Genomic DNA, 23083 nt, shown 5'->3' on the forward strand with positions numbered 1-23083 from the left:
TCGGTGGAGAAGGAAGCAGGGCCGCGGACCGCGGGAGTGCGGCCCGACGACCCGTGGGACGACGGGCCGGCCCGGGACCGGGACGGCCAGGACGGTACGGGAGGCGACGCCCCCGGCGCGGCGGAGCCCGACCAAACCCCCGGCGCGGCCGAGATCTATCTGGAGGTGCACCGCAGCCCCGCCTTCCGCGAGGTGCGCCGCCGCTACCGCCGTTTCGTGGTTCCCGCCGCCCTCGCCTTCCTCCTCTGGTACCTCGCCTATGTGGTCGCCGCGACCACCGCCCCCGGGCTGATGGCCCGCCCGGTCGCGGGCGCGGTCAACGTGGCGATGGTGGCGGGCCTGGGGCAGTTCCTCAGCACGTTCCTGCTGACCTGGGCGTACGCACGGCACGCGCGGCTGCGCCGGGACCGGGCCGCGCTCGATCTGCGGTGGGAGACGCAGGAGATGACGCGGGGCATGGGCCCCGCGACGACGAGAGGGCCCGTGCGGTGAGAGGCGACCACCAGACACTCGCTCTGCTGCTGTTCAGCGCGTTCATCGCGGTGACGCTCTTCATCACCACCTGGGTCGGCCGCAACCGGCAGGGCTCCGCCGAGGAGTTCTACGCGGGCGGACGGCTGTTCTCGCCGCTGGAGAACGGATTCGCCATCGCGGGCGACTACATGTCGGCGGCCTCCTTCCTCGGGATCTCCGGCCTGATCGCCCTCTTCGGCTACGACGGCATGCTCTACTCCGTCGGCTTCCTGGTCGCCTGGCTGGTCGTGCTGCTGCTCGTCGCCGAACTGGTCCGCAACTGCGGCCGCTTCACCCTCGCCGACGTGGTCGCCGCACGCATGGCCGAGCGCCCGGTGCGCACGGCCCTCGGCACCTCGTCCGTCACCGTCTCCGTGCTGTACCTGGTCGCCCAGATGGTCGGCGCGGGCAGCCTGGTGGCGCTGCTGCTCGGCGGTACGAGCGACGCCGCCCGGTCCTGGACGGTCATCGGGGTCGGCGCGCTCATGGTGATCTACGTGTCGTTCGGCGGGATGCGCGCCACCACCTGGATCCAGATCGTCAAGGCCGTCCTGCTGATGGCGGGGGCACTCGCCCTCACGGTCCTCGTCCTGGTCCACTTCCGCGGCGACGTCAACCACCTGCTGAACACCGCCGCCGAACGCAGCGGCCACGGCAAGGACTTCCTCGCCCCCGGCCTGCGCTACGGCGGGGACTGGGTCTCCCGCTTCGACTTCATCAGCCTGGGCGTCGCCCTGGTCCTCGGCACGGCCGGGCTGCCGCACATCCTGTCGCGCTTCTACACCGTGCCCACCGCCCGCGCCGCGCGCCGGTCGGTCGTCTGGTCCATCGGGCTCATCGGCAGCTTCTACCTGATGACGATCGTGCTCGGCTTCGGCGCCGCCGCCCTCGTCGGCTCCGCCGAGGTGCGTGCCTCGAACGCGGCGGGCAACACCGCGATCCCGCTGCTCGCGCTGAACCTCGGCGGGGGCGAGGGTTCCACCGGCGGAACGGTTCTCTTCGCCGTGGTCGCCGCCGTCGCCTTCGCCACCATCCTGGCCGTCGTCGCCGGAATCACCCTCGCCTCCTCCGCCTCGGTCGCCCACGACCTCTACGCCTCGCTCCGCCGCCCCGGCCGCAGGAAGCGCGGCGAGGTCGCCGTGGCGCGTACCTCCGCCGCGGGCATCGGCGCGGTGGCCATCGGACTCGGCCTGCTCGCCCAGAACCTGAACGTCGCCTTCCTGGTCGGTCTCGCCTTCGCCGTGGCCGCGTCGGCGAACCTCCCCGCCCTGCTCTACTCCCTGTTCTGGCGCGGCTTCACCACCCGGGGCGCGGTCTGGGCGGTGTACGGGGGACTGGTCCCGGCGGTCGCCCTGGTGGTCGTCTCACCCGTCGTCTCGGGCAGCCCCGGCGCGCTGTTCCCCGGGGCCGACTTCCAGCTCTTCCCGCTGGAGAACCCGGGCCTGGTCTCGATCCCGCTCGGTTTCCTGGCGGGCTGGATCGGTACGGTCACCTCGCGCGAGAAGCCGGACGAGGCCAGGCACGCCGAGGCCGAGGTCCGGGCGCTGACGGGCGCGGGCGCGGCCTGAACCCCTCGGGGCGGTGTCCGGCAGGCTCGTGGCGGCCGGACGCGCCCGCCCCGGGCAGCCCGGCCCCTGGCAGCCCGTCCGGCCCCTGGGGTCCCCCGACCCTTGGGCACATCGGCCCTGGGAGGGGCCTCAGCCTCCGGAGCCTCCGGCCCAGGCGTAGCGGTGCTCCGGGCGGCCCGTCTCGCCGTACCGCAGGGTCAGCCGGACCTTTCCGGTGCGCTCCAGCAGCTTCAGATAGCGCTGCGCCGTCTGCCGGCTCATCCCCGCGCTGTCCGCGATCTCCTGGGCGGACAGCGGCCCCTCGGCCCCGCGTAGGGCCTGCCGGACCAGTTCGGCGGTGGTGGGGGAGTGGCCCTTGGGGAGGTCCGGCTCGCCCGCCGCCCACAGCGCCCCGAAGAGCCGGTCCACCTCCACCTGCTCGGCCTCCCCGCCGCCGTCGAGGGCTTGCCGCAGGGCCGCGTAAGCCTCCAGCTTCGAGCGCAGACCCGCGAAAGTGAACGGCTTCACCAGGTACTGGAGCGCTCCGTGCCGCATCGCGTCCTGCACGGTGGCCACGTCGCGGGCGGCGGTCACCATGATCACGTCGACCTGGCGGCCGAGGCGCCGGAGCTCCTGTACGACGGCGAGGCCGTTGCGGTCGGGGAGGTAGTGGTCCAGTAGGACCAGGTCCACCGGGACCTCCTCGACCGTCGCCAGCGCCTCGGCCGCCGAGTGGGCCTGCGCGGCCACCCGGAAACCGGGCACCTTCGCCACGTACGCCGCGTTGATCCGCGCCACCCGGACGTCGTCGTCCACGATCAGGACCTGGATCACCGGTTGTCTCCCCTCGTGGCCGCCCGGGGCGTCGTGGCGGAGTTGTCCGGCGCCGCCGAGGCCGATTCCGGGTCCGGCTCGGCCAGCGCCTCCGGGAGGACGACCGTGAACACCGCACCGCCCTCCTCCGCCCCGGAGACCGTCGCGCTGCCGCCCTGGCGCTCGGCCAGCCTGCGGACCAGGGCGAGCCCGAGGCCGCGCTTGCCGTGCGCCGGAACGTCCTTGGTGGTCCAGCCCTCCGTGAAGATCCTCGCGTGCTGGTCCGGGGGGACTCCCCGGCCGCTGTCGCGCACCCGCAGCACCACCGTACGGCCCTCGGCCCGCAGTCCGACCTCGATCAGCGCCCCGTCCGACCCGGCCGCCGCGTCCGTGGCGTTGTCGACGAGGTTGCCGACCACCGTGACCAGCTCCCGCGGGTCGACGACCTGGTCGGGCAGCAGGGTGCCGGGCGCCAGCCTGAGCGAGACGCCACGCTCGGCGGCGACCGTGGCCTTGCCGACGAGCAGAGCCGCCAGCAGGGGGTCCTGGACCTTCTCCGTGACCTGCTCGGCCGTCGCCCGGTGGACGCCCACCACCTCCGTGACGAACTCCATCGCGTCCTCGTGCATCTCCAGTTCCAGCAGGCCCAGCAGGGTGTGCAGCCGGTTCGCGTGCTCGTGGTCCTGGGCGCGCAGCGCGTCGATCAGCCCCGTGGTGGAGTCGAGTTCCCGGCCCAGGCGCTCCAGTTCGGTCCTGTCGCGCAGCGTGACCACGGCCCCGCCGTCGTCCGTCGGCATCCGGTTGGCCAGCAGCACCCGGCTCCCCCGTACGGTCAGCAGATCGTCGCCCACCACCCGCCCGGTCAGCACGTCCGCGGTCCGTCCGCCGTCCAGCACCTCCTCCAGCGGGCGCCCCGCCGCCTCCGGGCCGAGGCCGAGCAGCCGCTGCGCCTCGTCGTTGAGCAGCCGGACGCGCCCGGCCGCGTCGAGCGCGACGACCCCCTCACGGATGCCGTGCAGCATGGCCTCCCGCTCGGTCAGCAGCGCGGAGATGTCGGAGAACGCCAGGTCGTGGGTCTGCCGCTGGAGCCTGCGGGAGATGAGGTAGGCGGCGAGCGCCCCGACGGCCAGGGCCGTGCCCGCGTACGCGAGCAGGCCCGGGATCGCCCCGAGGAGCCGGGCGCGGACGCTGTCGTACTCGATGCCGACCGAGACCGCGCCGACCACCTCGGTGGAGCCGGGGGAGCCGTACAGCGGCACCTTGCCCCGCGCCGAGCGGCCGAGGGTCCCGCTGTCGATCTCCATCACCTGGCGGCCGCGCAGGGCGTCACGGGGGTCGGTGGAGACGACCTCCCCGATCCGGTCGGTCTCCGGGTGCGACCACCGCACGCCCCGCCGGTCCATCACCACGACGTACTCCGCACCGGTGGCCTGCCGGACCCGCTCGGCGGCCGACTGCACGGGCCCCCGGGCCGAGGGGTCGGTGGTGCGCAGCCCCTCGACGATGCCGGGCTGGGCGGCGGTGCTCTGGGCGATGGCCAGCGCGCGGCGCATCGCCTGGTCGTCCAGCTGGGCGCTGAGCGGGGCCAGGAACAGGCCGGTGACCAGGACGGTGACGCCGGTGATGATGGCCAGCTGCATCAGCAGCACCTGGGAGAAGACCCGCTGCGGCCAGCCGAACCGGCGTGGTCCTCGCCCGGGGGTCGGTGGGGCGTTCATCGTACGAACGGTAAAGGCCGAATCGGCGCGGCGGAAATTCGCCCGGGGTCCCGTTCCGTCGGGGGCCTCTTGGCGGGACGGAACCCGTGAGGCCTGCGGGGAGGTTGCTGGGGCGCGCCCCTTCAGCTGCCTGCCTGCCTACCGTCTGCCGGTCTGCCGATGTGGGTGGTACTCCCTTGCCTGGCGGTGTTCCTTCTGTGAGCGTTCGGGGGAGCCGGGGGCCTTCCGGAAGACTTCGTCCGTCATGCAATCCGCTTGCTTTTCTTGCGCTAATCTTGCGGATATGACGCGAAGACTTGCTCAAGTGGCCCAGAAGGTGGGAGTCAGCGAGGCGACGGTCAGCCGGGTGCTGAACGGCAAGCCAGGCGTCTCCGACGCCACCAGGCAGGCCGTGCTCTCCGCGCTGGACGTCCTCGGGTACGAGCGTCCGACCCAGCTGCGCGGCGAACGGGCCCGGCTGGTCGGCCTGGTCCTGCCGGAGCTGCAGAACCCCATCTTCCCGGCCTTCGCCGAGGTGGTCGGCGGCGCGCTCGCCCAGCAGGGGCTGACCCCCGTGCTCTGCACCCAGACCAAGGGCGGCGTCTCCGAGGCGGACTACGTCGAACTCCTCCTCCAGCAGCAGGTCTCCGGGGTGGTCTTCGCGGGCGGCCTCTACCACCAGGCCGACGCTCCGCACGAGCACTACAAGGTGCTCGCCGACCGCAAGATCCCCGTCGTGCTGATCAACGCCGCCATCGAGCACCTCGGCTTCCCGGGCGTCTCCTGCGACGACTCCGTCGCCGTCGAGCAGGCCTGGCGCCACCTGGTCTCGCTCGGCCACGAGCGCATCGGACTCGTCCTCGGCCCCGCCGACCACGTGCCCTCGCAGCGCAAGCTCGCCGCCGCCCGAGCGCTGGCGCGGGAGGCCGGCACGAGCGTCCCCGACGAGTGGGTGGCGCGCGCGATGTTCTCGCTGGAAGGCGGGCAGGCCGCCGCGATGCGCCTCCTGGACCGGGGTGTCACCGGCATCATCTGCGCCAGCGACCCGCTCGCGCTGGGCGCGGTGCGTGCCGCCCGCCGCCGCGGACTCTCCGTCCCCGGCGACGTCTCGGTCGTGGGCTACGACGACTCGGCCTTCATGAACTGCACCGAGCCGCCCCTGACCACCGTGCGACAGCCCATCGAAGCCATGGGCCGCGCGGCCGTGGAACTGCTCTCGGTGCAGATCGGCGGCCGGGCCGTACCCTCGGACGAACTGCTCTTCGAGCCGGAACTGGTGGTGCGCGGCTCCACCGCCCAGCCGCCGCGCGACACCCCCCGGTGATCCGCCGCGTGACACCCCCCCCCGGGGGTGATCCGCCGCCGATGAGCGCCGGACCGCACCTGCCGTGAGACGACGAACCCCGGAAAGGCCCCCGTTGACCCCGCCCCCCACCCCGCGCATCCCGGTCGTCGTCCTGGCGGGCTTCCTCGGCTCCGGCAAGACCACGCTCCTGAACCACCTGCTCCGCAACCGTGAGGGCACCCGGATCGGAGTGATCGTCAATGACTTCGGCGCCATCGAGATCGACGCCATGACCGTCTCGGGGCAGGTCGGCTCCACGGTCTCGCTGGGGAACGGCTGCCTGTGCTGCGCCGTCGACGCGAGCGAACTCGACACCTACCTGGAGACGCTGACCCGGCCCTCCGCCGGGCTGGACGTGATCGTCATCGAGGCGAGCGGTCTGGCCGAACCCCAGGAACTCGTCCGTATGCTGCTCGCCAGCGACAACCCGCACGTCCTGTACGGCGGTCTCGTGGAGGTCGTCGACGCGGCGGAGTTCGACCGCACCCGGGAGCGGCACCCCGAGATCACCCGCCACCTCGGTGTCGCCGATCTCGTCGTCCTGAACAAGACCGACCGGATCGGCGCGACGGAACACGAGGCGCTGCGCGCGGAGGTCGCGGCGCTCAGCAAGCCGGCCGCCGTCGTCTCCGCGACGCACGGCCGGATCGACCCCGAGCTGCTCTTCGACCCGGCCCTGCGCCCGGACCATGACGAGAGGGTCCGTCAGCTGACCTTCGAGGACCTGCTGCGGGAGGAGAGCTGCTCGGGGCACGAGGACCATCTGCACGCGGCGTACGAGAGCGTCGACTTCACTGCGGACACTCCGATGGACCCCCGCCGCTTCATGGCGCTCCTGGACTCCCGGCCCGAGGGCCTATACCGGATCAAGGGATTCGTGGACTTCGGCGCGGGGGACCGGGACAACGCGTACGCGCTGCACGCGGTCGGCCGGTTCCTCCGCTTCGTCCCGCGGCCGTGGACACGGGGCGAGCCCCGGCTCACCCAGCTCGTCCTGATCGGGGCCGGGATCGACACCCGGGCGCTGCGCGACGGGCTGGCGGACTGCCGGGCCGGCCAGGCGGACGCCCCCGTCTCATCCGGCGCTCCCCAGGCTGCCTCCGGTGCCCCCGCCGCCCCCGGCACCTCCGATACCCCCGGCACCTCCGACGCGGATGACGTCGAGCGCGCCATGTGGGGCGTGCTTCGCTACGTACAGCAGGAGCAGGAGCAGGACCGGGGCCCGGACCCCGTGGACGTACCGGAAGCGGACGTACCGGAAGAGGTCCCGGAGGCGTGATGCCCCCGGGCCGCTTTCCTACGGGGTGACGGACCGGCCTACAGCGGCGGCCCCGCGACCACGGCCACCGGCTGGAGCAGCGGCGTGCCCGAACCGTCGCGCCTCGGGTCCGGCTCCGGCAGCTTCGACGGGGAGCCGTTCTCCTGGGCGGCTCGGGCCGGGGTGGCGCCCGCCCAGGCGAAGACCAGGACGTCCTCCCCCTTCAGGAACCGCTGGCAGCGCACCCCGCCGGTCGCCCGGCCCTTGCGCGGATACTGGTCGAAGGGGGTGAGCTTCGAGGTGAGCACCGAGTCGTCCAGCGTGCCGTGCGAACCGGCCACCGTGAACACGATCGCCTCCGCCGCCGGGTCCACCGCCGTGAACGACAGCACCTCGGCCCCGGCCGCCAGCTTGACGCCCGCCATGCCCCCGGCGGCCCGCCCCTGCGGCCGCACCGAGCCCGCCTGGTAGCGCAGCAGCTGGGCGTCGGAGGTGATGAAGACCAGGTCCTCCTCGCCCGTACGCAGCTCCACCGCGCCCACGACGCGGTCGCCGTCCTTGAGGGTGATGACCTCCAACTCGTCCTTGTTGGCCGGGTAGTCCGGCACCACGCGCTTCACCACACCCTGGAGCGTGCCGATCGCCAGACCCGGCGAGGCCTCCTCCAGCGTGGTGAGACAGACCAGCTCCTCGTCGGCCTCCAGGGTGAGGAACTCCGCGACCATCGCCCCGCCCGACAGACTGGGCTCGGCATGGGTGTCGGGCAGCTGCGGCAGGTCGATCACCGAGAGCCGCAGGAGCCGGCCGGTGGAGGTCACCGCTCCGACATCGCCACGGGCCGTGGCCGCGACCGCCGACACGATCACGTCGTGCTTGACCCGCCGGGCGTCCTCGGAGATCTCCACCGGCTCGGCGTTCGCCGTGCGGGCCAGCAGGCCCGTGGAGGAGAGCAGCACCCGGCAGGGGTCGTCCGCCACCTCCAGCGGCACGGAGGCGATCTGCGAACCGGCGGACTCCAGCAGCACCGTGCGCCGGTCCGTGCCGAACTTCTTCGCCACCGCGGCCAGCTCGGACGAGACCAGCTTGCGCAGCTCCGCGTCCGACTCCAGGATCGCGGTCAGCGCCTCGATCTCGCCCTTGAGCTTGTCGCGCTCGCCCTCCAGCTCGATCCGGTCGAAGCGGGTGAGGCGGCGCAGCGGGGTGTCCAGGATGTACTGCGTCTGGACCTCGCTCAGCGAGAAGCGCTCCATCAGGCGCTCCTTCGCCTGCGCCGAGTTGTCGCTGTCCCGGATGATCCGGATGACCTCGTCGATGTCGAGCAGGGCCACGAGCAGGCCCTCGACCAGGTGCAGCCGGTCGCGGCGCTTGGCGCGGCGGAACTCGCTGCGCCGGCGCACCACCTCGAAGCGGTGGTCGAGATAGACCTCCAGCAGCTCCTTGAGGCCCAGGGTGAGCGGCTGGCCGTCGACCAGCGCCACGTTGTTGATGCCGAAGGACTCCTCCATCGGCGTCAGTTTGTAGAGCTGCTCCAGCACCGCTTCCGGCACGAAGCCGTTCTTCACCTCGATGACCAGCCGCAGCCCGTGCGCCCGGTCGGTGAGGTCCTTGACGTCCGCGATGCCCTGGAGCTTCTTCGCCGAGACCAGGTCCTTGATCTTGGCGATCACCTTCTCCGGGCCGACGGTGAAGGGCAGTTCGGTGACGACGAGACCCTTGCGGCGGGCCGTCACGTTCTCCACGGCGACGGTGGCGCGGATCTTGAACGTGCCGCGGCCCGCCGTGTACGCGTCCTTGATGCCGGCCAGTCCGACGATGCGTCCGCCGGTGGGGAGGTCGGGGCCGGGGACGAAGCGCATCAGCGTCTCGACGTCGGCGCCCGGGTGCTTGATCAGGTGGCGGGCGGCGGCGATGACCTCGCCCAGGTTGTGCGGGGGCATGTTGGTCGCCATGCCGACCGCGATCCCGGAGACCCCGTTGACCAGCAGGTTGGGGTAGGCCGCCGGGAGCACGACGGGCTCGCGCTCCTGGCCGTCGTAGTTCGCCTGGAAGTCGACCGTGTCCTCGTCGATCGCCTCGGTCATCAGCGACGTGGCGTCGGCCATCCGGCACTCGGTGTACCGCATGGCGGCGGGCGGGTCGTCGTTGCCCAGGGAGCCGAAGTTGCCGTGCCCGTCGACCAGGGGCAGCCGCATCGAGAACGGCTGCGCCATCCGCACCAGGGCGTCGTAGATCGACGCGTCACCGTGGGGGTGGAGCTTGCCCATGACCTCGCCGACGACGCGCGCGCACTTCACATAGCCGCGGTCGGGGCGCAGTCCCATCTCGTTCATCTGGGAGACGATGCGCCGGTGCACGGGCTTCATGCCGTCGCGGGCGTCGGGCAGGGCCCGGGAGTAGATCACCGAGTACGCGTACTCCAGGAAGGAGCCCTGCATCTCGTCGACGACGTCGATGTCGAGGATCTTCTCCTCGAAGTCGTCCGGCGGCGGGGTCTTCGTGCTACGGCGGGCCATCGCGGCTGCGACTCCTTCTCGGATTCACGGATTCTGATCGGACAACCTGGGGTACTGACGCGGACCATTGTGGACCGCCGCACTGACAACGCGGACCTCGACCCGTCCGAAGCGGCCCCAGGCAGCGCCGCCTGAGGCACGATCGACGGAAACTTCCGCGGAACGGGAACTTCGCCAGGTGCCGCCGCGCTTGCTTAGAGTGGCAGGTCTGGCAGGAAGTACCGGTCAGGAAGTCCAGTATCGCGATCGAAGGGACGTACATGCCCATGGGTCACACGGCCACCGAACAGGCCGGTTCCGGCGGCTTGACAGCGACCGAGCACCGCCTGGCCAACGGCCTGCGTGTGGTGCTCTCCGAGGACCATCTGACCCCGGTCGCCGCGGTCTGCCTCTGGTACGACGTCGGTTCGCGCCACGAGGTCAAGGGGCGTACGGGCCTGGCTCACCTCTTCGAGCACCTGATGTTCCAGGGCTCGGGCCAGGTCAAGGGGAACGGCCACTTCGAGCTGGTCCAGGGGGCCGGCGGGTCGCTCAACGGGACGACCAGCTTCGAGCGGACCAACTACTTCGAGACCATGCCCACCCATCAGGTCGAACTCGCCCTGTGGCTGGAGGCCGACCGCATGGGCTCCCTCCTCGCCGCGCTCGACGAGGAGTCCATGGAGAACCAGCGCGACGTCGTCAAGAACGAACGGCGCCAGCGCTACGACAACGTGCCCTACGGCACCGCGTTCGAGAAGCTGACCGCCCTCGCCTACCCCGAGGGCCACCCCTACCACCACACCCCGATCGGCTCCATGGCCGACCTGGACGCGGCCACCCTGGAGGACGCCCGCGCGTTCTTCCGCACGTACTACGCCCCCAACAACGCGGTGCTCTCGATCGTCGGGGACATCGACCCCGAGCAGACTCTCGCGTGGGTGGAGAAGTACTTCGGCTCCATCCCCTCCCACGACGGCAAGCAGCCCCCGCGCGACGGCACCCTGCCCGCGACCATCGGCGAGCAGCTGCGCGAAGTGGTCCACGAGGAGGTCCCGGCGCGCGCTTTGATGGCCGCCTACCGCCTGCCGCACGACGGCACCCGCGCCTGCGACGCCGCGGACCTGGCGCTCACCGTGCTCGGCGGCGGCGAGTCCTCCCGCCTGCACAACCGCCTCGTCCGGCGCGACCGTACGGCGGTGGCGGCCGGGTTCGGGCTGCTGCGGCTCGCCGGGGCGCCCTCGCTGGGCTGGCTGGACGTGAAGACCTCCGGCGGCGTCGAGGTCGGGCAGATCGAGACCGCGGTCGACGAGGAGCTGGCCCGGTTCGCCGCCGAGGGACCCACCCCCGAGGAAATGGAGCGGGCCCAGGCGCAGTTGGAGCGCGAGTGGCTCGACCGCCTCGGCACGGTCGCCGGGCGCGCCGACGAACTGTGCCGCTACGCGGTCCTGTTCGGCGACCCGCAGCTCGCGCTGACCGCCGTGGGCCGGGTCCTGGACGTCACCGCGGAAGAGGTGCGCGCGGCGGCCCAGGCGGCCCTGCACCCCGACAACCGCGCCGTGCTGGTCTACGAGCCCATCGAGCCGTCCGAGGAGACCGAGGGCGGCCCGGAGGCCGCGGCGGACACCGAGGGCACCGACGCGCACGAGGGGGCGGACAAGTGAGCGACGCCGCCACGACTGGAGTAGCCATGGACTTCCACCCGCAGCCCACCGCCGGCACCGCCCGCCCCTGGGCCTTCCCGGCGCCCGAGCGCGGTGCCCTGCCCAACGGGCTGACCGTGCTGCGCTGCCACCGCCCCGGCCAGCAGGTCGTGGCCGTGGAGATCTTCCTGGACGCGCCCCTGGCGGCGGAGCCCGCGGGCCTGGACGGCGTGGCCACGATCATGTCCCGGGCGCTGTCGGAGGGCACCGACAAGCACAGCGCCGAGGAGTTCGCCGCCGAGCTGGAGCGTTGCGGCGCCACGCTCGACGCGCACGCCGACCACCCCGGTGTCCGGGTCTCCCTGGAGGTCCCGGCCTCCCGGCTGGCCAAGGCCCTCGGGCTGGTCGCGGAGGCGCTGCGGGCCCCGGCCTTCGTGGAGAGCGAGATCGAGCGCCTCGTCGGCAACCGCCTCGACGAGATCCCGCACGAGCAGGCCAACCCCGGCCGCCGCGCCGCCAAGCAGCTCTCCAAGGAGCTGTTCCCGGCCACCGCCCGGATGTCCCGCCCGCGCCTGGGCACCGAGGAGACGGTCCGGCGGATCGACGCGGCCGCGGTGCGCGCGTTCTTCGACGCCCACATCCGCCCGTCCACCGCGACGGCCGTGATCGTCGGCGACCTCACCGGTATCGACCTGGACGCGCTGCTGGCCGAGAGCCTCGGCGACTGGTCGGGCGACGCGGGCCAGGCCCGCCCGGCGGAGCCGATCACCGCGGACGACACCGGCCGCGTCGTCATCGTGGACCGCCCCGGCGCGGTCCAGACCCAGCTGCTCATCGGCCGCATCGGGCCCGACCGGCACGAGAGCGTGTGGCCCGCGCAGGTGCTCGGCACGTACTGCCTGGGCGGCACCCTCACCTCCCGGCTGGACCGGGTGCTGCGTGAGGAGAAGGGCTACACCTACGGGGTGCGTGCCTTCACCCAGGTGCTGCGGTCCTCCGGCCCCGACTCCGGCGGCGCGGCCATGCTCGCCATCAGCGGCTCGGTGGACACGGAGTCCACCGGACCGGCGCTGGAGGACCTCTGGAAGGTGCTGCGGACGCTGGCCGCCGAGGGGCTGACCGACGCCGAGCGCGAGACGGCCGTGCAGAACCTGGTGGGCGTCGCCCCGCTGAAGTTCGAGACCGCCGCCTCCGTCGCGAGCACCCTGGCCGACCAGGTCGAGCAGCACCTCCCCGACGACTACCAGGCCCACCTCTACGCCCGGCTCGCCGAGACCGGCACCGTGGAGGCCACCGCCGCCGTGGTCAACGCCTTCCCGGTGGACAAGCTGGTCGCGGTCCTGGTGGGGGACGCGGCGCAGATCGCGGAGCCCGTCAGGGCGCTCGGCATCGGAGAGGTGTCCGTCGTCACCGGCTGACACGGACCGGCCTGCCAGGCCGAACGGGACCCCGGCGAACGAAAGTTCGCCGGGGTCCTCCCTTTTGCCCGATTAATGCGGTTAGCACGTTTAGTAAGGCTATGCGCGGTCCGTCCTGTGGGATGCGCGACAAATGCCCTGGTCCGTTTGGAGCGGGGAAGGCGGCCCGCTTAGCGTCGGCTCCGCTGTCCGTCACCCGTTCGCCGCAGCCGCGGCGCCGGGCAGCCATCGCCGAGTCCCCGTCAGGCGCGAGCCTGGGGAGCCGGGGACCCACGCAGTCCCTGGGGTGAATCGGGGAGCCGTGCCGTGAACCGGCGTGGTGCTCCGTAGGAGACCTTCCTGCTCCGAACCCGTCAGCTAACCCGGTAGGCGAGAAGGAAGGAAAGGAACCAGCCCCTCTCATGGCGTTCACCCGTGCCACCGGGAAGCACCGTGCCCCGAGCCGTCTCACGCGCCGGAGCGCCCAGGCCGCCGGGATCGCGGCTCTGGCCACCACCGGAGTCATCGGCTCGCTGTCCTCCCCGGCCCTCGCCGCGGACACCGACACCGCCCGGACCGCCGACACCGGCCTCACCCAGGCCATCGCCCTCGACGCCACCCTCGCCGAGCAGATCGACGCCCAGGCCCAGGCGCAGAAGCAGCGGGCCGATGAGGTGGCCCGGGCGAAGGCCGAGGCCGCCGCCGAAGCCAAGGCCGAGGCCGCGAAGGCCAGGGCGAAGGCGGAGGCCGAGCGCAAGGCCGAGGCCCGCGCCAAGGAGATCCGCGAGGAGAAGGCCCGTGCCGCCCGCGCCGCCGAGCGCGCCCGGCAACTCGCCTTCCACCTGCCGGTCGCCGGATCCCACGTCACCACCGGCTACCAGTCCGGCGGTTCGCTCTGGTCCTCCGGCAGCCACTCCGGCGTGGACTTCATGGCCGCGTCCGGCAGCTCCGTCGTCGCCGTCGGCGCCGGGACGGTCGTCGAGGCGGGCTGGGGAGGCGCGTACGGCAACAACGTCGTGCTCCGGATGGCGGACGGCACGTACACCCAGTACGGCCACCTCTCCTCGATCGGCGTCACCGTCGGCCAGAGCGTCACGTCCGGCCAGCAGATCGGCCTCTCCGGCTCCACCGGCAACTCCACCGGCCCGCACCTGCACTTCGAGGCCCGCACCACCCCCGACTACGGCTCCGACATGGACCCCGTCGGCTACCTCCGCGCCCACGGTCTGAACGTCTGACCCCACCCGCGCCCCCCGCCCACCGAAGGCCCCGACTCCCCGCCGGGGCCTTCGGTGATTGTGCCGGAGCCCGCGCACCGGGGTATCCGGCCGACCGCTGTCCGGCCAAAAGATATCCATGGATTCCGACCCCCCATCGGAAATTCCGGCGGATTGCCATAGAGTCACGGAACAGACGTCGGGTGGCCGCGTTTCGCGGGGATTAAGGCGGAGGTCCGGACATGCGTATTCCCGCTCATTCGGTGTGCACGGCAATCCGTGACGACATCGTCTCCGGTGTCTACGAGCGCGGCGGCCGCCTCACCGAGGAACTGCTGGCCCGGCGGTACGGGGTCTCCCGCGTCCCGGTCCGCGAGGCGCTGCGCACCCTGGAGTCGGAGGGCTTCGTGGTCACCCGCAGACACGCCGGCGCCTGTGTCGCGGAGCCCACCGAGCAGGAAGCGGCCGATCTGCTGGAGGTGCGGACGCTGCTGGAGCCGCTGGGCGCCGCGCGGGCCGCGCAGCGGCGTACCGACGCCCACCTCAAGGTGCTGCGCGGACTGGTGAGGCTGGGCCAGGAGCGGGCCCGCCGGGGGGAGGGGGAGGACCTGCGCTCCCTGGGCGGCTGGTTCCACGAGACCCTCGCGCAGGCTTCCGGCAGCCCCGGTCTGATCGCCCTGCTCACCCAGCTCCGGCACAAGATCGCCTGGATGTACACGGTCGAGCAGCCCGCCCGACCGGCGGAGTCCTGGGCCGAGCACGGCGCCATCGTGGACGCCGTGGCGCGGGGCGACGCCGAGCGGGCCAGGGCCCTCGCCGCCCATCACGCGGAACGCTCCACCGCGGCCCACCGGCTCCGCCGGCCGGACAGGAACGCGCACCGCCCGGCTTCCCGGGTGAGCACTTCGCAACACGGCCTCAACATTGCGAGTGGCCGCCATTAACACTTGCGCCGTATACAAGAGAAAGCGGCGACCGGGAGCGGTATTCGCGCTGCCCGGAATTCGGTTTTCCGGCTTTTCCCGGGAAAAGCGAAAGAGCCGCAGACCCCTGAGGGGGCTGCGGCTCTCGTGCGGGCGAACGGCTCGGACGGTCCGGCGAACGGCGTCAGACGGTCTCGGGAAGCTCTTCCAGTCCCTCGGCGACCAGCTTCGCCAGCCGGTCCAGGGCGGCCTCGGCGTCGTCCGCGTCCGAGGCGAGCACGATCTCCTCGCCGCCCTGCGCGCCCAGGCCGAGCACGGCGAGCATGGAGGCGGCGTTCACCGGGTTGCCGTCGGCCTTGGCGATCGTCACCGGGACGCCGGACGCCGTGGCGGCACGGACGAAGATGGAAGCGGGGCGGGCGTGCAGGCCCTCGGCCCAACCGACGTTTACGCGGCGCTCAGCCATGGTTCTGCCCTTCACATATCAACGGTTGTCTAGACCAGTCTCTCATGCGGTGCGCGGTGCCGTGCCCGGCCTCCCGTCCGGCGCTGCGTCCCGGGGCCCTCGGCCGGGCCCCCTCAGACTGCCCCGGCACCGGTCCCTCCGCCACCGGGATGCCCGCCGTAGGCTTTGTCCATGCAGCCCGCGCCGGAGCAGAGTCCGCACCACGCGTACCCCGACCACTGGGAAGCGGACGTGGTGCTCCGCGACGGAGGAACCGCGCGCATCAGGCCGATCACCACGGACGACGCCGAGCGGCTGGTCAGCTTCTACGAGCAGGTGTCCGACGAGTCGAAGTACTACCGCTTCTTCGCCCCGTACCCCCGGCTGTCCGACCGGGACGTGCACCGCTTCACCCATCACGACTACGTCGACCGGGTGGGGCTCGCCGTCACGACCGGCGGCGAGTTCATCGGGACGGTCCGCTACGACCGCATCGACGAACGGGGCCGCCCCGCCTCCGCCCCCGCCGACGAGGCCGAGGTCGCCTTCCTGGTCCAGGACGCCCACCAGGGCCGCGGCGTCGCCTCCGCGCTGCTGGAACACATCGCCGCCGTCGCCCGCGAGCGCGGCATCCGGCGGTTCGCCGCCGAGGTGCTCCCCGCCAACAACAAGATGATCAAGGTGTTCCGGGACGCCGGATACACCCAGCGCCGCAGCTTCGAGGACGGCTCCGTCCACCTCACCCTGGACCTCGAACCCACCGAGAGGTCCCTCGCCGTCCAGCGCGGCCGAGAGCAGCGCGCCGAGGCCCGCTCGGTGCAGCGCCTGCTCGGCCCCGGCTCCGTCGCGGTCATCGGCACCGGGCGCACCCCCGGCGGCGTGGGCCGCACCGTCCTGCGCAACCTTTTCGCCGCGGGCTTCACCGGCCGTACGTACGCGGTGAACCGGGCCTTCGACGAGGGCCTGACCACCCTGGACGGGGTCCCCGCCCACCGCTCGCTCGGCGAGATCGGCGAACGGATCGACCTCGCCGTCATCGCCGTCCCCGCCCACCGGGTCCCCGAGGCCGTCGCCGACTGCGGGGAGCACGGCGTCCGGGGGCTCGTCGTCCTCTCCGCCGGTTACGCCGAGCGGGGCTCCGAGGGGCGCGAACTCCAGCGCGAACTGGTCCGCCAGGCCCGCTCGTACGGCATGCGGATCATCGGCCCGAACGCGTTCGGCATCATCAACACCGCCGAGACCGTCCGGCTCAACGCCTCGCTCGCCCCGGAGCCACCGGCCCGCGGCCGGATCGGCCTGTTCACCCAGTCCGGCGCGATCGGCATCGCCCTGCTCTCCGGCCTCCACCGGCGCGGCGCGGGCCTGTCCTCGTTCATCTCGGCGGGCAACCGGGCCGACGTCTCCGGCAACGACTTCCTCCAGTTCTCCTTCGAGGACCCGGACACCGACGTCGCCCTGCTCTACCTCGAATCGCTCGGCAACCCCCGCAAGTTCACCCGCCTCGCCCGCCGCACCGCCGCCGTCAAGCCCGTCGTCGTGGTCAAGGGCGCCCGGCACAGCGGCACCAACCCGCCCGGCCACGCGGTCCCGGTCAGCCGCATCCCCGACGCCACGGTCTCCGCCCTGATGCGGCAGGCGGGCGTCATCCGCGTCGACACGGTGACCGAGATGGTCGACGCCGGGCTCCTGCTGGCCGGCCAGCCGCTCCCGGACGGCCCCCGGGTCGCGATCCTCGGCAACTCCGAGTCCCTCGGCCTCCTCACCTACGACGCCTGCCTCGCCGAAGGGCTCCGCCCCCGCCCGCCGGTCGACCTCACCACGGCCGCCTCCCCGCGGGACTTCCAGGACGCACTGGCCGACGCGCTCGCCGACGGCACGTGCGACGCCGTGATCGTCACCGCCATCCCGTGGGTGGGGGAGAACGGCGAGGCCGAAACCGGCGACGGCGAGGTGCTGGCCACCGCCCTCCGCGGAGCCGCCGCCGGGGGACCGGCCAAGCCGGTGGCCGTCGTCCACGTCGAGATGGGCGGGCTCGCCGAGGCGCTGGCCGCCGCGACCAGCACGGCCGCCCCCCGCACCCGCACCGGCCCCGCCCGGCCCCCCGCCGCCCAGGCCGCCTCCGCCCCCGCCCCCGAGGCCGGACCGGGCGCCGCCACCGGACCCACCACCGGCACCGGCGCCGATGGTGGGCAGCCGCCGCGCCCCGCCCGCCCCGGCCGCATCCCCGCCTATCCCGCCGCCGAACGAGCCGTACGCGCCCTCGCCGAGGCCGTGAGGTACGCCCAGTGGCGGCGGCAGGCGGCCACCCCCGGGAAGGTGCCCGAGTTCCTCGACGACACCATCGACGCACCGGGCGCCGCCGCCCTGATCGAGGAACAGCTCGCCACCGCCCCCGACCCGCGCGGGCGCCCGCTCACCCACGACGAGGCCCGCGAACTGCTCGGCCGGTACGGCATCCCCGTACGCCCCACGCTCCCCGCGCCGGACCCCGGCGCCGCCGTCGCCGCGGCCGGGACCCTCGGCTACCCGGTGGCGCTGAAGACCACCGCCCCCCACCTCCGCCACCGCGCCGACCTCGGCGGGGTCCGCCTCGACCTCGCCGACGAGGAGGCGCTGCGCCGGGCGTACGGAGACCTCACCGAGCTCCTCGGCAAGCCCGCCGAACTGCTCCCGGTCGTCCAGTCGATGGCCCCGCGCGGGGTGGACACCGTCGTACGGGCCTCGATCGACGCGGCCGCCGGGGCGGTGCTCTCCTTCGGCCTGGCGGGCGCACCCTCCGAACTGCTCGGCGACACCGCGCACCGGCTGGTACCGGCCACCGACCGGGACGCCGCCGAGCTGATCCGGTCGATCAAGGCGGCCCCCGTGCTGTTCGGCTGGCGGGGCTCCGCCCCGGTCGACACGGCGGCGCTGGAGGAGCTGCTGCTGCGGCTGTCCCGGCTGGTCGACGACCATCCCGAGGTGGTCTCCGTGGCGCTGGAGCCGGTGGTCGTGGCCCCGCAGGGCATCAGCGTGCTCGGTGCGAGCGTCCGGCTGGCCCCGCCGCCCCCGCGCGGCGACCTCGGCCCGCGCCGCCTCCCGAACTACTGACGGCGGGCGCCGGGGCGTCCCCGGCAGTCACCGGCCCGCCGTAGGATGGTGCACATGGCAAAGACCGGTACGACGACCCAGGGGCTGCGCGCGGCCATCGAGCGCAGCGGCTACTACCCGGCCCTCGTGGCCGAGGCGGTGGAGGCCGCCGTCGGCGGGGAGCCGGTCGCTTCGTATCTGGTGCACCAGGAGACCACCTTCGACTCCAACGAGGTGCGCCGCCATGTGACGGTCCTGGTCCTGACCGAGCACCGGTTCATCGTCAGCCACACCGACGAGCAGGCCGCCGAGAGCGGTTCGGCCACCGCGCACGCCACCACCTCCACCGAGTCGGTCAAGCTCGACCGGATCTCCTCCGTCGTGGTCAGCCGGGTGGTGGCCGACCCGGAGAAGTACGTCCCGGGCACCCTGCCCCGCGAGGTCGTCCTCACCATCGGCTGGGGCGCGGTCTCCCGGATCGACCTGGAGCCCGCCGCCTGCGGCGACGCCAACTGCGAGGCCGACCACGGCTACACGGGCAGTTCCACCGCCGACGACCTGAGCCTGCGGGTCAGCGAGGCCGGTGACGGCCCCGACGCGGTCCGCCAGACCCTGGCCTTCGCCCAGTCGCTCTCCGAGGCCACGGCCGCCATCGCGGCGAGTGGCCGCTGATGGCCCAGCCCGCCTGGCAGGACCCCGTTCCGCTCTCCCCGGACACCGCGCCCGTCCCCGAGTACGGCAGCGGTTCGCTCGCCGACCTGCTGCCGACGCTGGTCGCGGGGCAGGAGGTCCCGGGATTCAGCGCCGCGATCCCCGAACTGACCCCGGCCGACCGCAACTGCGTCTTCCTGATCGACGGCCTCGGCTGGGAGCAGATCAAGGGCCACCCCGACGAGGCCCCCTTCCTGCACTCGCTCCTGCCCACCTCGCGCGGCGGCACCGGCCGGCCGATCACCGCGGGCTTCCCCTCCACCACCGCGACCTCGCTCGCCTCGGTCGGCACGGGCCTCGCCCCCGGCGAACACGGCCTGCCCGGCTACACCGTGCGCGACCCCGGGACCGGCGCGCTGATGAACCAGCTCCGCTGGCAGCCGTGGACCGAGCCCAAGGTCTGGCAGCCCTACCCCACGGTCTTCCAGCTCGCCGACGCGGTGGGCGTGCACACCGCGCAGGTCTCCGCTCCGGACTTCGAGCGCACCCCGCTCACCAGGGTCGCGCTCAGCGGCGGCTCCTTCCTCGGCCGGCTCTCCGGCGAGGACCGGATGGACACCGCCGCCCAGCGCCTCGCCGCCGGTGACCGCTCGCTCGTCTACACGTACTACAGCGAGGTCGACGGCAAGGGCCACCGCTTCGGCGTCGACTCCGACGCCTGGCGCGGCCAGTTGATGTACGTCGACGGGCTGGCCCGGCGGCTGGCCGAGCAGCTTCCGCCGCGCTCGGCGCTCTACATCACCGCCGACCACGGCATGATCGACATCCCCTTCGACGAGCGGTCCCGGATCGACTTCGACGAGGACTGGGAGCTGAGCGCCGGCGTCGCCCTCCTCGGTGGCGAGGGCCGGGCCCGCCACGTCTACGCCGTCCCCGGCGCGCAGGCCGACGTCCTGGCGGTCTGGCGCGAGGTGCTCGGCGAGCAGTTCTGGGTGGCGAGCAGGGACGAGGCGATCGCGGCGGGCTGGTTCGGGCCGCGGATCGACGAGCGGGTGCGCGGCAGGATCGGCGACGTGATCGCCGCCGCCCACGACGACGTGATCATCACCGCCTCGGTCAACGAGCCCAACGAGTCCGCGATGGCGGGCGTGCACGGCTCCCTCACCCCCGTGGAACAGCTCGTCCCGCTCCTCGAAGTACGCTCGTAACCCGCGTTTCCCCCTCCGCCGCCCTCGAAAGGTGCTCGACCCCTCATGCCCGAGCTCGTGTTCTTCTCCGGAACCATGGACTGCGGAAAGAGCACGCTGGCCCTGCAGATCGGCCACAACCGTTCGGCGCGCGGACTCCAGGGCGTGATCTTCACCCGGGACGACCGCGCGGGACAGGGCAAGCTCTCCTCCCGGCTCGGCCTGGTGACGGACGCCGTCGAGGCCGAGGAGGGCATGGACGTGTACGCGCACATCGTGGACCGGGTCAGCCGCGGCGGCCGGGTCGACTACGTGATCGTGGACGAGGCGCAGTTCCTCGCCCCGGTCCAGATCGACCAGTTGGCCCGCGTCGTCGACGATCTGGGCCTGGACGTCTTCGCGTTCGGCATCACCACGGACTTCCGCACGAAGCTCTTCCCCGGTTCCCAGCGGCTGATGGAACTGGCCGACCGGATAGAGGCGCTCCAGGTCGAGGCGCTCTGCTGGTGCGGCGCCCGCGCCACGCACAACGCCCGCACGGTGGGCGGCGACATGGTCGTCGAGGGCGCGCAGGTCGTCGTCGGCGACGTCAACCGGCTGGCCGACGAGGTCGGTTACGAGGTGCTGTGCCGACGCCACCACCGCCGCCGGATGACCGCGGAGACGGCCCGCGCGGGCGCGCTCTCCCCGGACGTGCTGCCGGTCGCGCCGGACACTGCCTAAGGGCTGTCCCGTAATCCCTGGTGGGCGCGCGACGACAGCTACGGCACCTCGCCGCGTTGTCGGAACGCCCGAATACATCCAGTATTCGGACGTCCCTCCGCCTTGCGATGCACCGCATCTGACGCCGCACGCTGATCCACCAGGGATTACGGGACAGCCCTTAGATCCCGGGAAGGCACCCCCGGGACGACCGCCTAGGAAGGCGACTCCGGCGAGGACCGGATGACCGTGAACACGGCCCCCTCCGGGTCGGCGACCGTCGCCAGCCTCCCGCTCGATCCCTCGCGCGGAGGTTGCAGCACCCGTCCGCCCAGCTCCACCACCCGCGCCGCCGCCCCGTCGGTGTCGGCGACCTCGAAGTACGTCATCCAGTGCGGACCCCGGTCGCGCGGCAGCGCGTGGCCGACCCCGTGCAGCGCGGCCACCGGGACGCCGTCCAGGTGCAGCGTCTGGTAGTCGAAGTCGGCCGAGACCACCGCCTCGGTCTCGTAGCCGAAGACCGTCTGGTAGAACTTCGCGACCATCGAGGTCTCCCGGGTCACCAGCTCGTTCCAGACCGGCGTGTTCGGGGCGCCCGCGGCCGTGGTGCCGATGTGGTCCGCGCCCTGCCAGATACCGAAGACGGCCCCGCCGGGGTCCGAGGCGATCGCCATCCGCCCCGCCTCGCCCGCGTCCAGCGGGCCGACCGCGACCGTCCCGCCGCACGAGCGGATCGCCTCGGCGGTCGCGTCCGCGTCGTCCGTGGCCAGGTAGGTGGTCCAGGTGACCGGGAGGTGCCGGTCGGGCGGCAGCTGGCCGATGCCCGCCACCTCCCGCCCGTCCCGGAGCCCGCGCACGTACGGGCCCAGTTGGTCGGGGCCCGGCCGGAACTCCCAGCCGAACAGGGCTCCGTAGAACTCCTGGGTGGTGGACAGACCGTGCACGATCAGACTCACCCAGCAAGGTGTTCCGGGCGTGCGCCGAGCGGCAGCCTCGGTCATCGTCGTCTCTCTCCTCGGACCGTTGTGGGGGCCGTACGGGGGAAGGGGGCGGGCGGACCGCCCCGGGTCAGGGCGGGTTCGCGGGCCCCGTGCAGATGCTCGCACCACCCGGCGGCACACGCGCTCCGGCCGCGCCGCTCTCTCCGCCCTCTCGACGCAGGTGTTTCGCCGGGGCGCCCCTCTCCGTGGCGGGCTTCCCCACGGAGGACGGCCGCGGTGCCGCCGAACGTCCGCCCGCTGTTACGGGTGCCGGGGCCGCTGCGCGAGGATGGCACTCATGAAGCCCATCATTACCGCATCCGCATACGCCGGCGAGTCGGCGGGTCCCCGGCCGCCGGTTCTCCTGGACGTCCGCTGGCAGCTCGGCGGCCCGCCCGGCCGCCCCGACTACGAGGCCGGTCACCTGCCCGGGGCGGTCTTCGTCGACCTCGACACGGAGCTGGCCGGCCCGGCGGGCGACGGCGGCCGCCACCCCCTCCCGGACCCGGAGGCCTTCGGAGCCGTGATGCGCCGGGCCGGGGTCGGCCAGGACACTCCCGTCGTGGTGTACGACGGCGGGCAGGGCTGGGCGGCGGCGCGGGCCTGGTGGCTGCTGCGCTGGACGGGACACGGGAACGTACGGGTGCTGGACGGCGGCCTCGCCGCGTGGACCGGCGACCTCACCACCGCGGTTCCGGAGCCCGCCGAGGGCGATTTCCGGCCGCGGCCGGGGGCCCTGCCGACGCTGGACGCGGAAAGTGCGGCGGCCTTCGCCCGGTCGGGTCTGCTGCTCGACGCGCGGGCGGCCGAACGCTACCGGGGCGACGTCGAGCCGATCGACCGGGTCGGCGGCCACATCCCCGGGGCGGTCTCCGCGCCCACCACGCAGAACGTGGCGGACGACGGCCGCTACCTCCCCGTCGAGCGGCTGGCCGCCCGGTTCGCCGGACTGGGCGCGGAGGACAGCGCCGGGGGCGTGGGCGTCTACTGCGGATCGGGGGTCTCCGGCGCCCACCAGGTGCTGGCCCTGGAGATCGCGGGGTTCCGCGGGGTGCTGTACCCGGGGTCCTGGTCCGAGTGGTCCTCGGACCCGTCCCGCCCGGTCGCCACGGGGCCGGAGCCGCGATAAGTGGCAGTCGGCGGACGCATCGGGGGCCGTACGCGGCTGCGTACGGCCCCCGATCCCGCCGGTCGTCATCGCCCG

At 73.2% G+C, this 23083-nt stretch carries 18 protein-coding genes and 1 riboswitch; of the genes, 13 read left to right on the forward strand and 5 right to left on the reverse strand.

Annotation, left to right across the window (positions count from 1 at the left end):
* The first annotated feature begins 36 nt into the window (after nt 1-36).
* Complete coding sequence (locus ACIRRU_RS11585; protein ID WP_403679136.1) at nt 37-492, forward strand: DUF485 domain-containing protein; 456 nt, start codon at nt 37-39, stop codon at nt 490-492.
* Nucleotides 489-2081 carry a cation acetate symporter gene (locus tag ACIRRU_RS11590; RefSeq protein ID WP_403678852.1) on the forward strand — a complete coding sequence of 531 codons (1593 nt, stop codon included), beginning with the start codon at nt 489-491 and terminating at the stop codon, nt 2079-2081. Before ACIRRU_RS11585 ends, ACIRRU_RS11590 begins: the two co-directional genes overlap by 4 nt.
* 129 nt (nt 2082-2210) lie before the next feature.
* Here ACIRRU_RS11590 and ACIRRU_RS11595 read toward each other — a convergent pair whose 3' ends face one another.
* Nucleotides 2211-2894: a response regulator gene (locus ACIRRU_RS11595; RefSeq protein WP_403678854.1), complete on the reverse strand. Its 684-nt coding sequence runs from the start codon at nt 2892-2894 to the stop codon at nt 2211-2213.
* A complete protein-coding gene (locus ACIRRU_RS11600; protein WP_403678856.1) occupies nt 2891-4591 on the reverse strand; it encodes an ATP-binding protein in 1701 nt (566 codons plus the stop codon). Before ACIRRU_RS11600 ends, ACIRRU_RS11595 begins: the two co-directional genes overlap by 4 nt.
* Before the next feature lie 283 nt (nt 4592-4874).
* Here ACIRRU_RS11600 and ACIRRU_RS11605 point away from each other — a divergent pair, with 283 nt between their 5' ends.
* Both ACIRRU_RS11605 and ACIRRU_RS11610 read left to right on the forward strand, forming a co-directional pair.
* Entirely contained in the window at nt 4875-5894 is a 1020-nt protein-coding gene (locus tag ACIRRU_RS11605) for a LacI family DNA-binding transcriptional regulator (protein WP_403678857.1), read from the forward strand.
* Between the two features lie 94 nt (nt 5895-5988).
* A complete protein-coding gene (locus ACIRRU_RS11610; protein ID WP_403678859.1) occupies nt 5989-7194 on the forward strand; it encodes a CobW family GTP-binding protein in 1206 nt (401 codons plus the stop codon).
* Between the two features lie 38 nt (nt 7195-7232).
* Here ACIRRU_RS11610 and ACIRRU_RS11615 read toward each other — a convergent pair whose 3' ends face one another.
* Nucleotides 7233-9686 carry a DNA topoisomerase (ATP-hydrolyzing) subunit A gene (locus ACIRRU_RS11615; RefSeq protein ID WP_403678861.1) on the reverse strand — a complete coding sequence of 818 codons (2454 nt, stop codon included), beginning with the start codon at nt 9684-9686 and terminating at the stop codon, nt 7233-7235.
* Between the two features lie 260 nt (nt 9687-9946).
* Here ACIRRU_RS11615 and ACIRRU_RS11620 point away from each other — a divergent pair, with 260 nt between their 5' ends.
* The 4 genes from ACIRRU_RS11620 to ACIRRU_RS11635 all read left to right on the forward strand — a co-directional run bounded on the left by ACIRRU_RS11620 (nt 9947) and on the right by ACIRRU_RS11635 (nt 14866).
* The gene (locus ACIRRU_RS11620) at nt 9947-11329 is read left to right on the forward strand and encodes a M16 family metallopeptidase (RefSeq protein WP_403678863.1); all 1383 of its coding nucleotides are present in this window, start codon (nt 9947-9949) and stop codon (nt 11327-11329) included.
* A gap of 26 nt (nt 11330-11355) precedes the next feature.
* The gene (locus ACIRRU_RS11625) at nt 11356-12726 is read left to right on the forward strand and encodes a pitrilysin family protein (protein WP_363201862.1); all 1371 of its coding nucleotides are present in this window, start codon (nt 11356-11358) and stop codon (nt 12724-12726) included.
* Nucleotides 12727-12945: 219 nt separating this feature from the next.
* Nucleotides 12946-13112: riboswitch (cyclic di-AMP (ydaO/yuaA leader) on the forward strand.
* A gap of 15 nt (nt 13113-13127) precedes the next feature.
* Nucleotides 13128-13943, forward strand: coding sequence for a M23 family metallopeptidase (locus ACIRRU_RS11630; RefSeq protein WP_403678865.1), 816 nt, complete (start codon nt 13128-13130; stop codon nt 13941-13943).
* 221 nt (nt 13944-14164) lie between these two features.
* Nucleotides 14165-14866, forward strand: a complete 702-nt coding sequence (locus tag ACIRRU_RS11635; protein ID WP_403678866.1) for a GntR family transcriptional regulator — start codon at nt 14165-14167, stop codon at nt 14864-14866.
* Nucleotides 14867-15029: 163 nt separating this feature from the next.
* Here ACIRRU_RS11635 and ACIRRU_RS11640 read toward each other — a convergent pair whose 3' ends face one another.
* Nucleotides 15030-15311 (reverse strand): HPr family phosphocarrier protein, encoded by a 282-nt coding sequence (locus ACIRRU_RS11640; protein ID WP_007449776.1) that lies wholly within the window; start codon nt 15309-15311, stop codon nt 15030-15032.
* Between the two features lie 171 nt (nt 15312-15482).
* Here ACIRRU_RS11640 and ACIRRU_RS11645 point away from each other — a divergent pair, with 171 nt between their 5' ends.
* The 4 genes from ACIRRU_RS11645 to ACIRRU_RS11660 are packed head-to-tail and all read left to right on the forward strand — an operon-like array spanning nt 15483 to nt 20920.
* Entirely contained in the window at nt 15483-18380 is a 2898-nt protein-coding gene (locus ACIRRU_RS11645) for a GNAT family N-acetyltransferase (RefSeq protein ID WP_403678868.1), read from the forward strand.
* A gap of 54 nt (nt 18381-18434) precedes the next feature.
* Nucleotides 18435-19031, forward strand: a complete 597-nt coding sequence (locus ACIRRU_RS11650; RefSeq protein ID WP_363201785.1) for a DUF5998 family protein — start codon at nt 18435-18437, stop codon at nt 19029-19031.
* Nucleotides 19031-20218: an alkaline phosphatase family protein gene (locus ACIRRU_RS11655; RefSeq protein WP_403678870.1), complete on the forward strand. Its 1188-nt coding sequence runs from the start codon at nt 19031-19033 to the stop codon at nt 20216-20218. The genes ACIRRU_RS11650 and ACIRRU_RS11655 overlap by 1 nt, the downstream gene beginning before the upstream one ends.
* Before the next feature lie 45 nt (nt 20219-20263).
* The gene (locus tag ACIRRU_RS11660) at nt 20264-20920 is read left to right on the forward strand and encodes a thymidine kinase (RefSeq protein ID WP_363201783.1); all 657 of its coding nucleotides are present in this window, start codon (nt 20264-20266) and stop codon (nt 20918-20920) included.
* A gap of 194 nt (nt 20921-21114) precedes the next feature.
* On the opposite strand, the gene ACIRRU_RS11665 is transcribed toward ACIRRU_RS11660, so the two are convergent.
* Nucleotides 21115-21900: a VOC family protein gene (locus tag ACIRRU_RS11665; RefSeq protein ID WP_403678872.1), complete on the reverse strand. Its 786-nt coding sequence runs from the start codon at nt 21898-21900 to the stop codon at nt 21115-21117.
* Between the two features lie 277 nt (nt 21901-22177).
* On the opposite strand from ACIRRU_RS11665, the gene ACIRRU_RS11670 reads away from it, so the two are divergent.
* Nucleotides 22178-23008 carry a sulfurtransferase gene (locus tag ACIRRU_RS11670; RefSeq protein ID WP_403678874.1) on the forward strand — a complete coding sequence of 277 codons (831 nt, stop codon included), beginning with the start codon at nt 22178-22180 and terminating at the stop codon, nt 23006-23008.
* The last annotated feature ends 75 nt before the right edge of the window (nt 23009-23083 follow it).

The sequence above is a fragment of the Streptomyces sp. NPDC101181 genome (genome assembly GCF_044767975.1).
Lineage (GTDB): Bacteria > Actinomycetota > Actinomycetes > Streptomycetales > Streptomycetaceae > Streptomyces.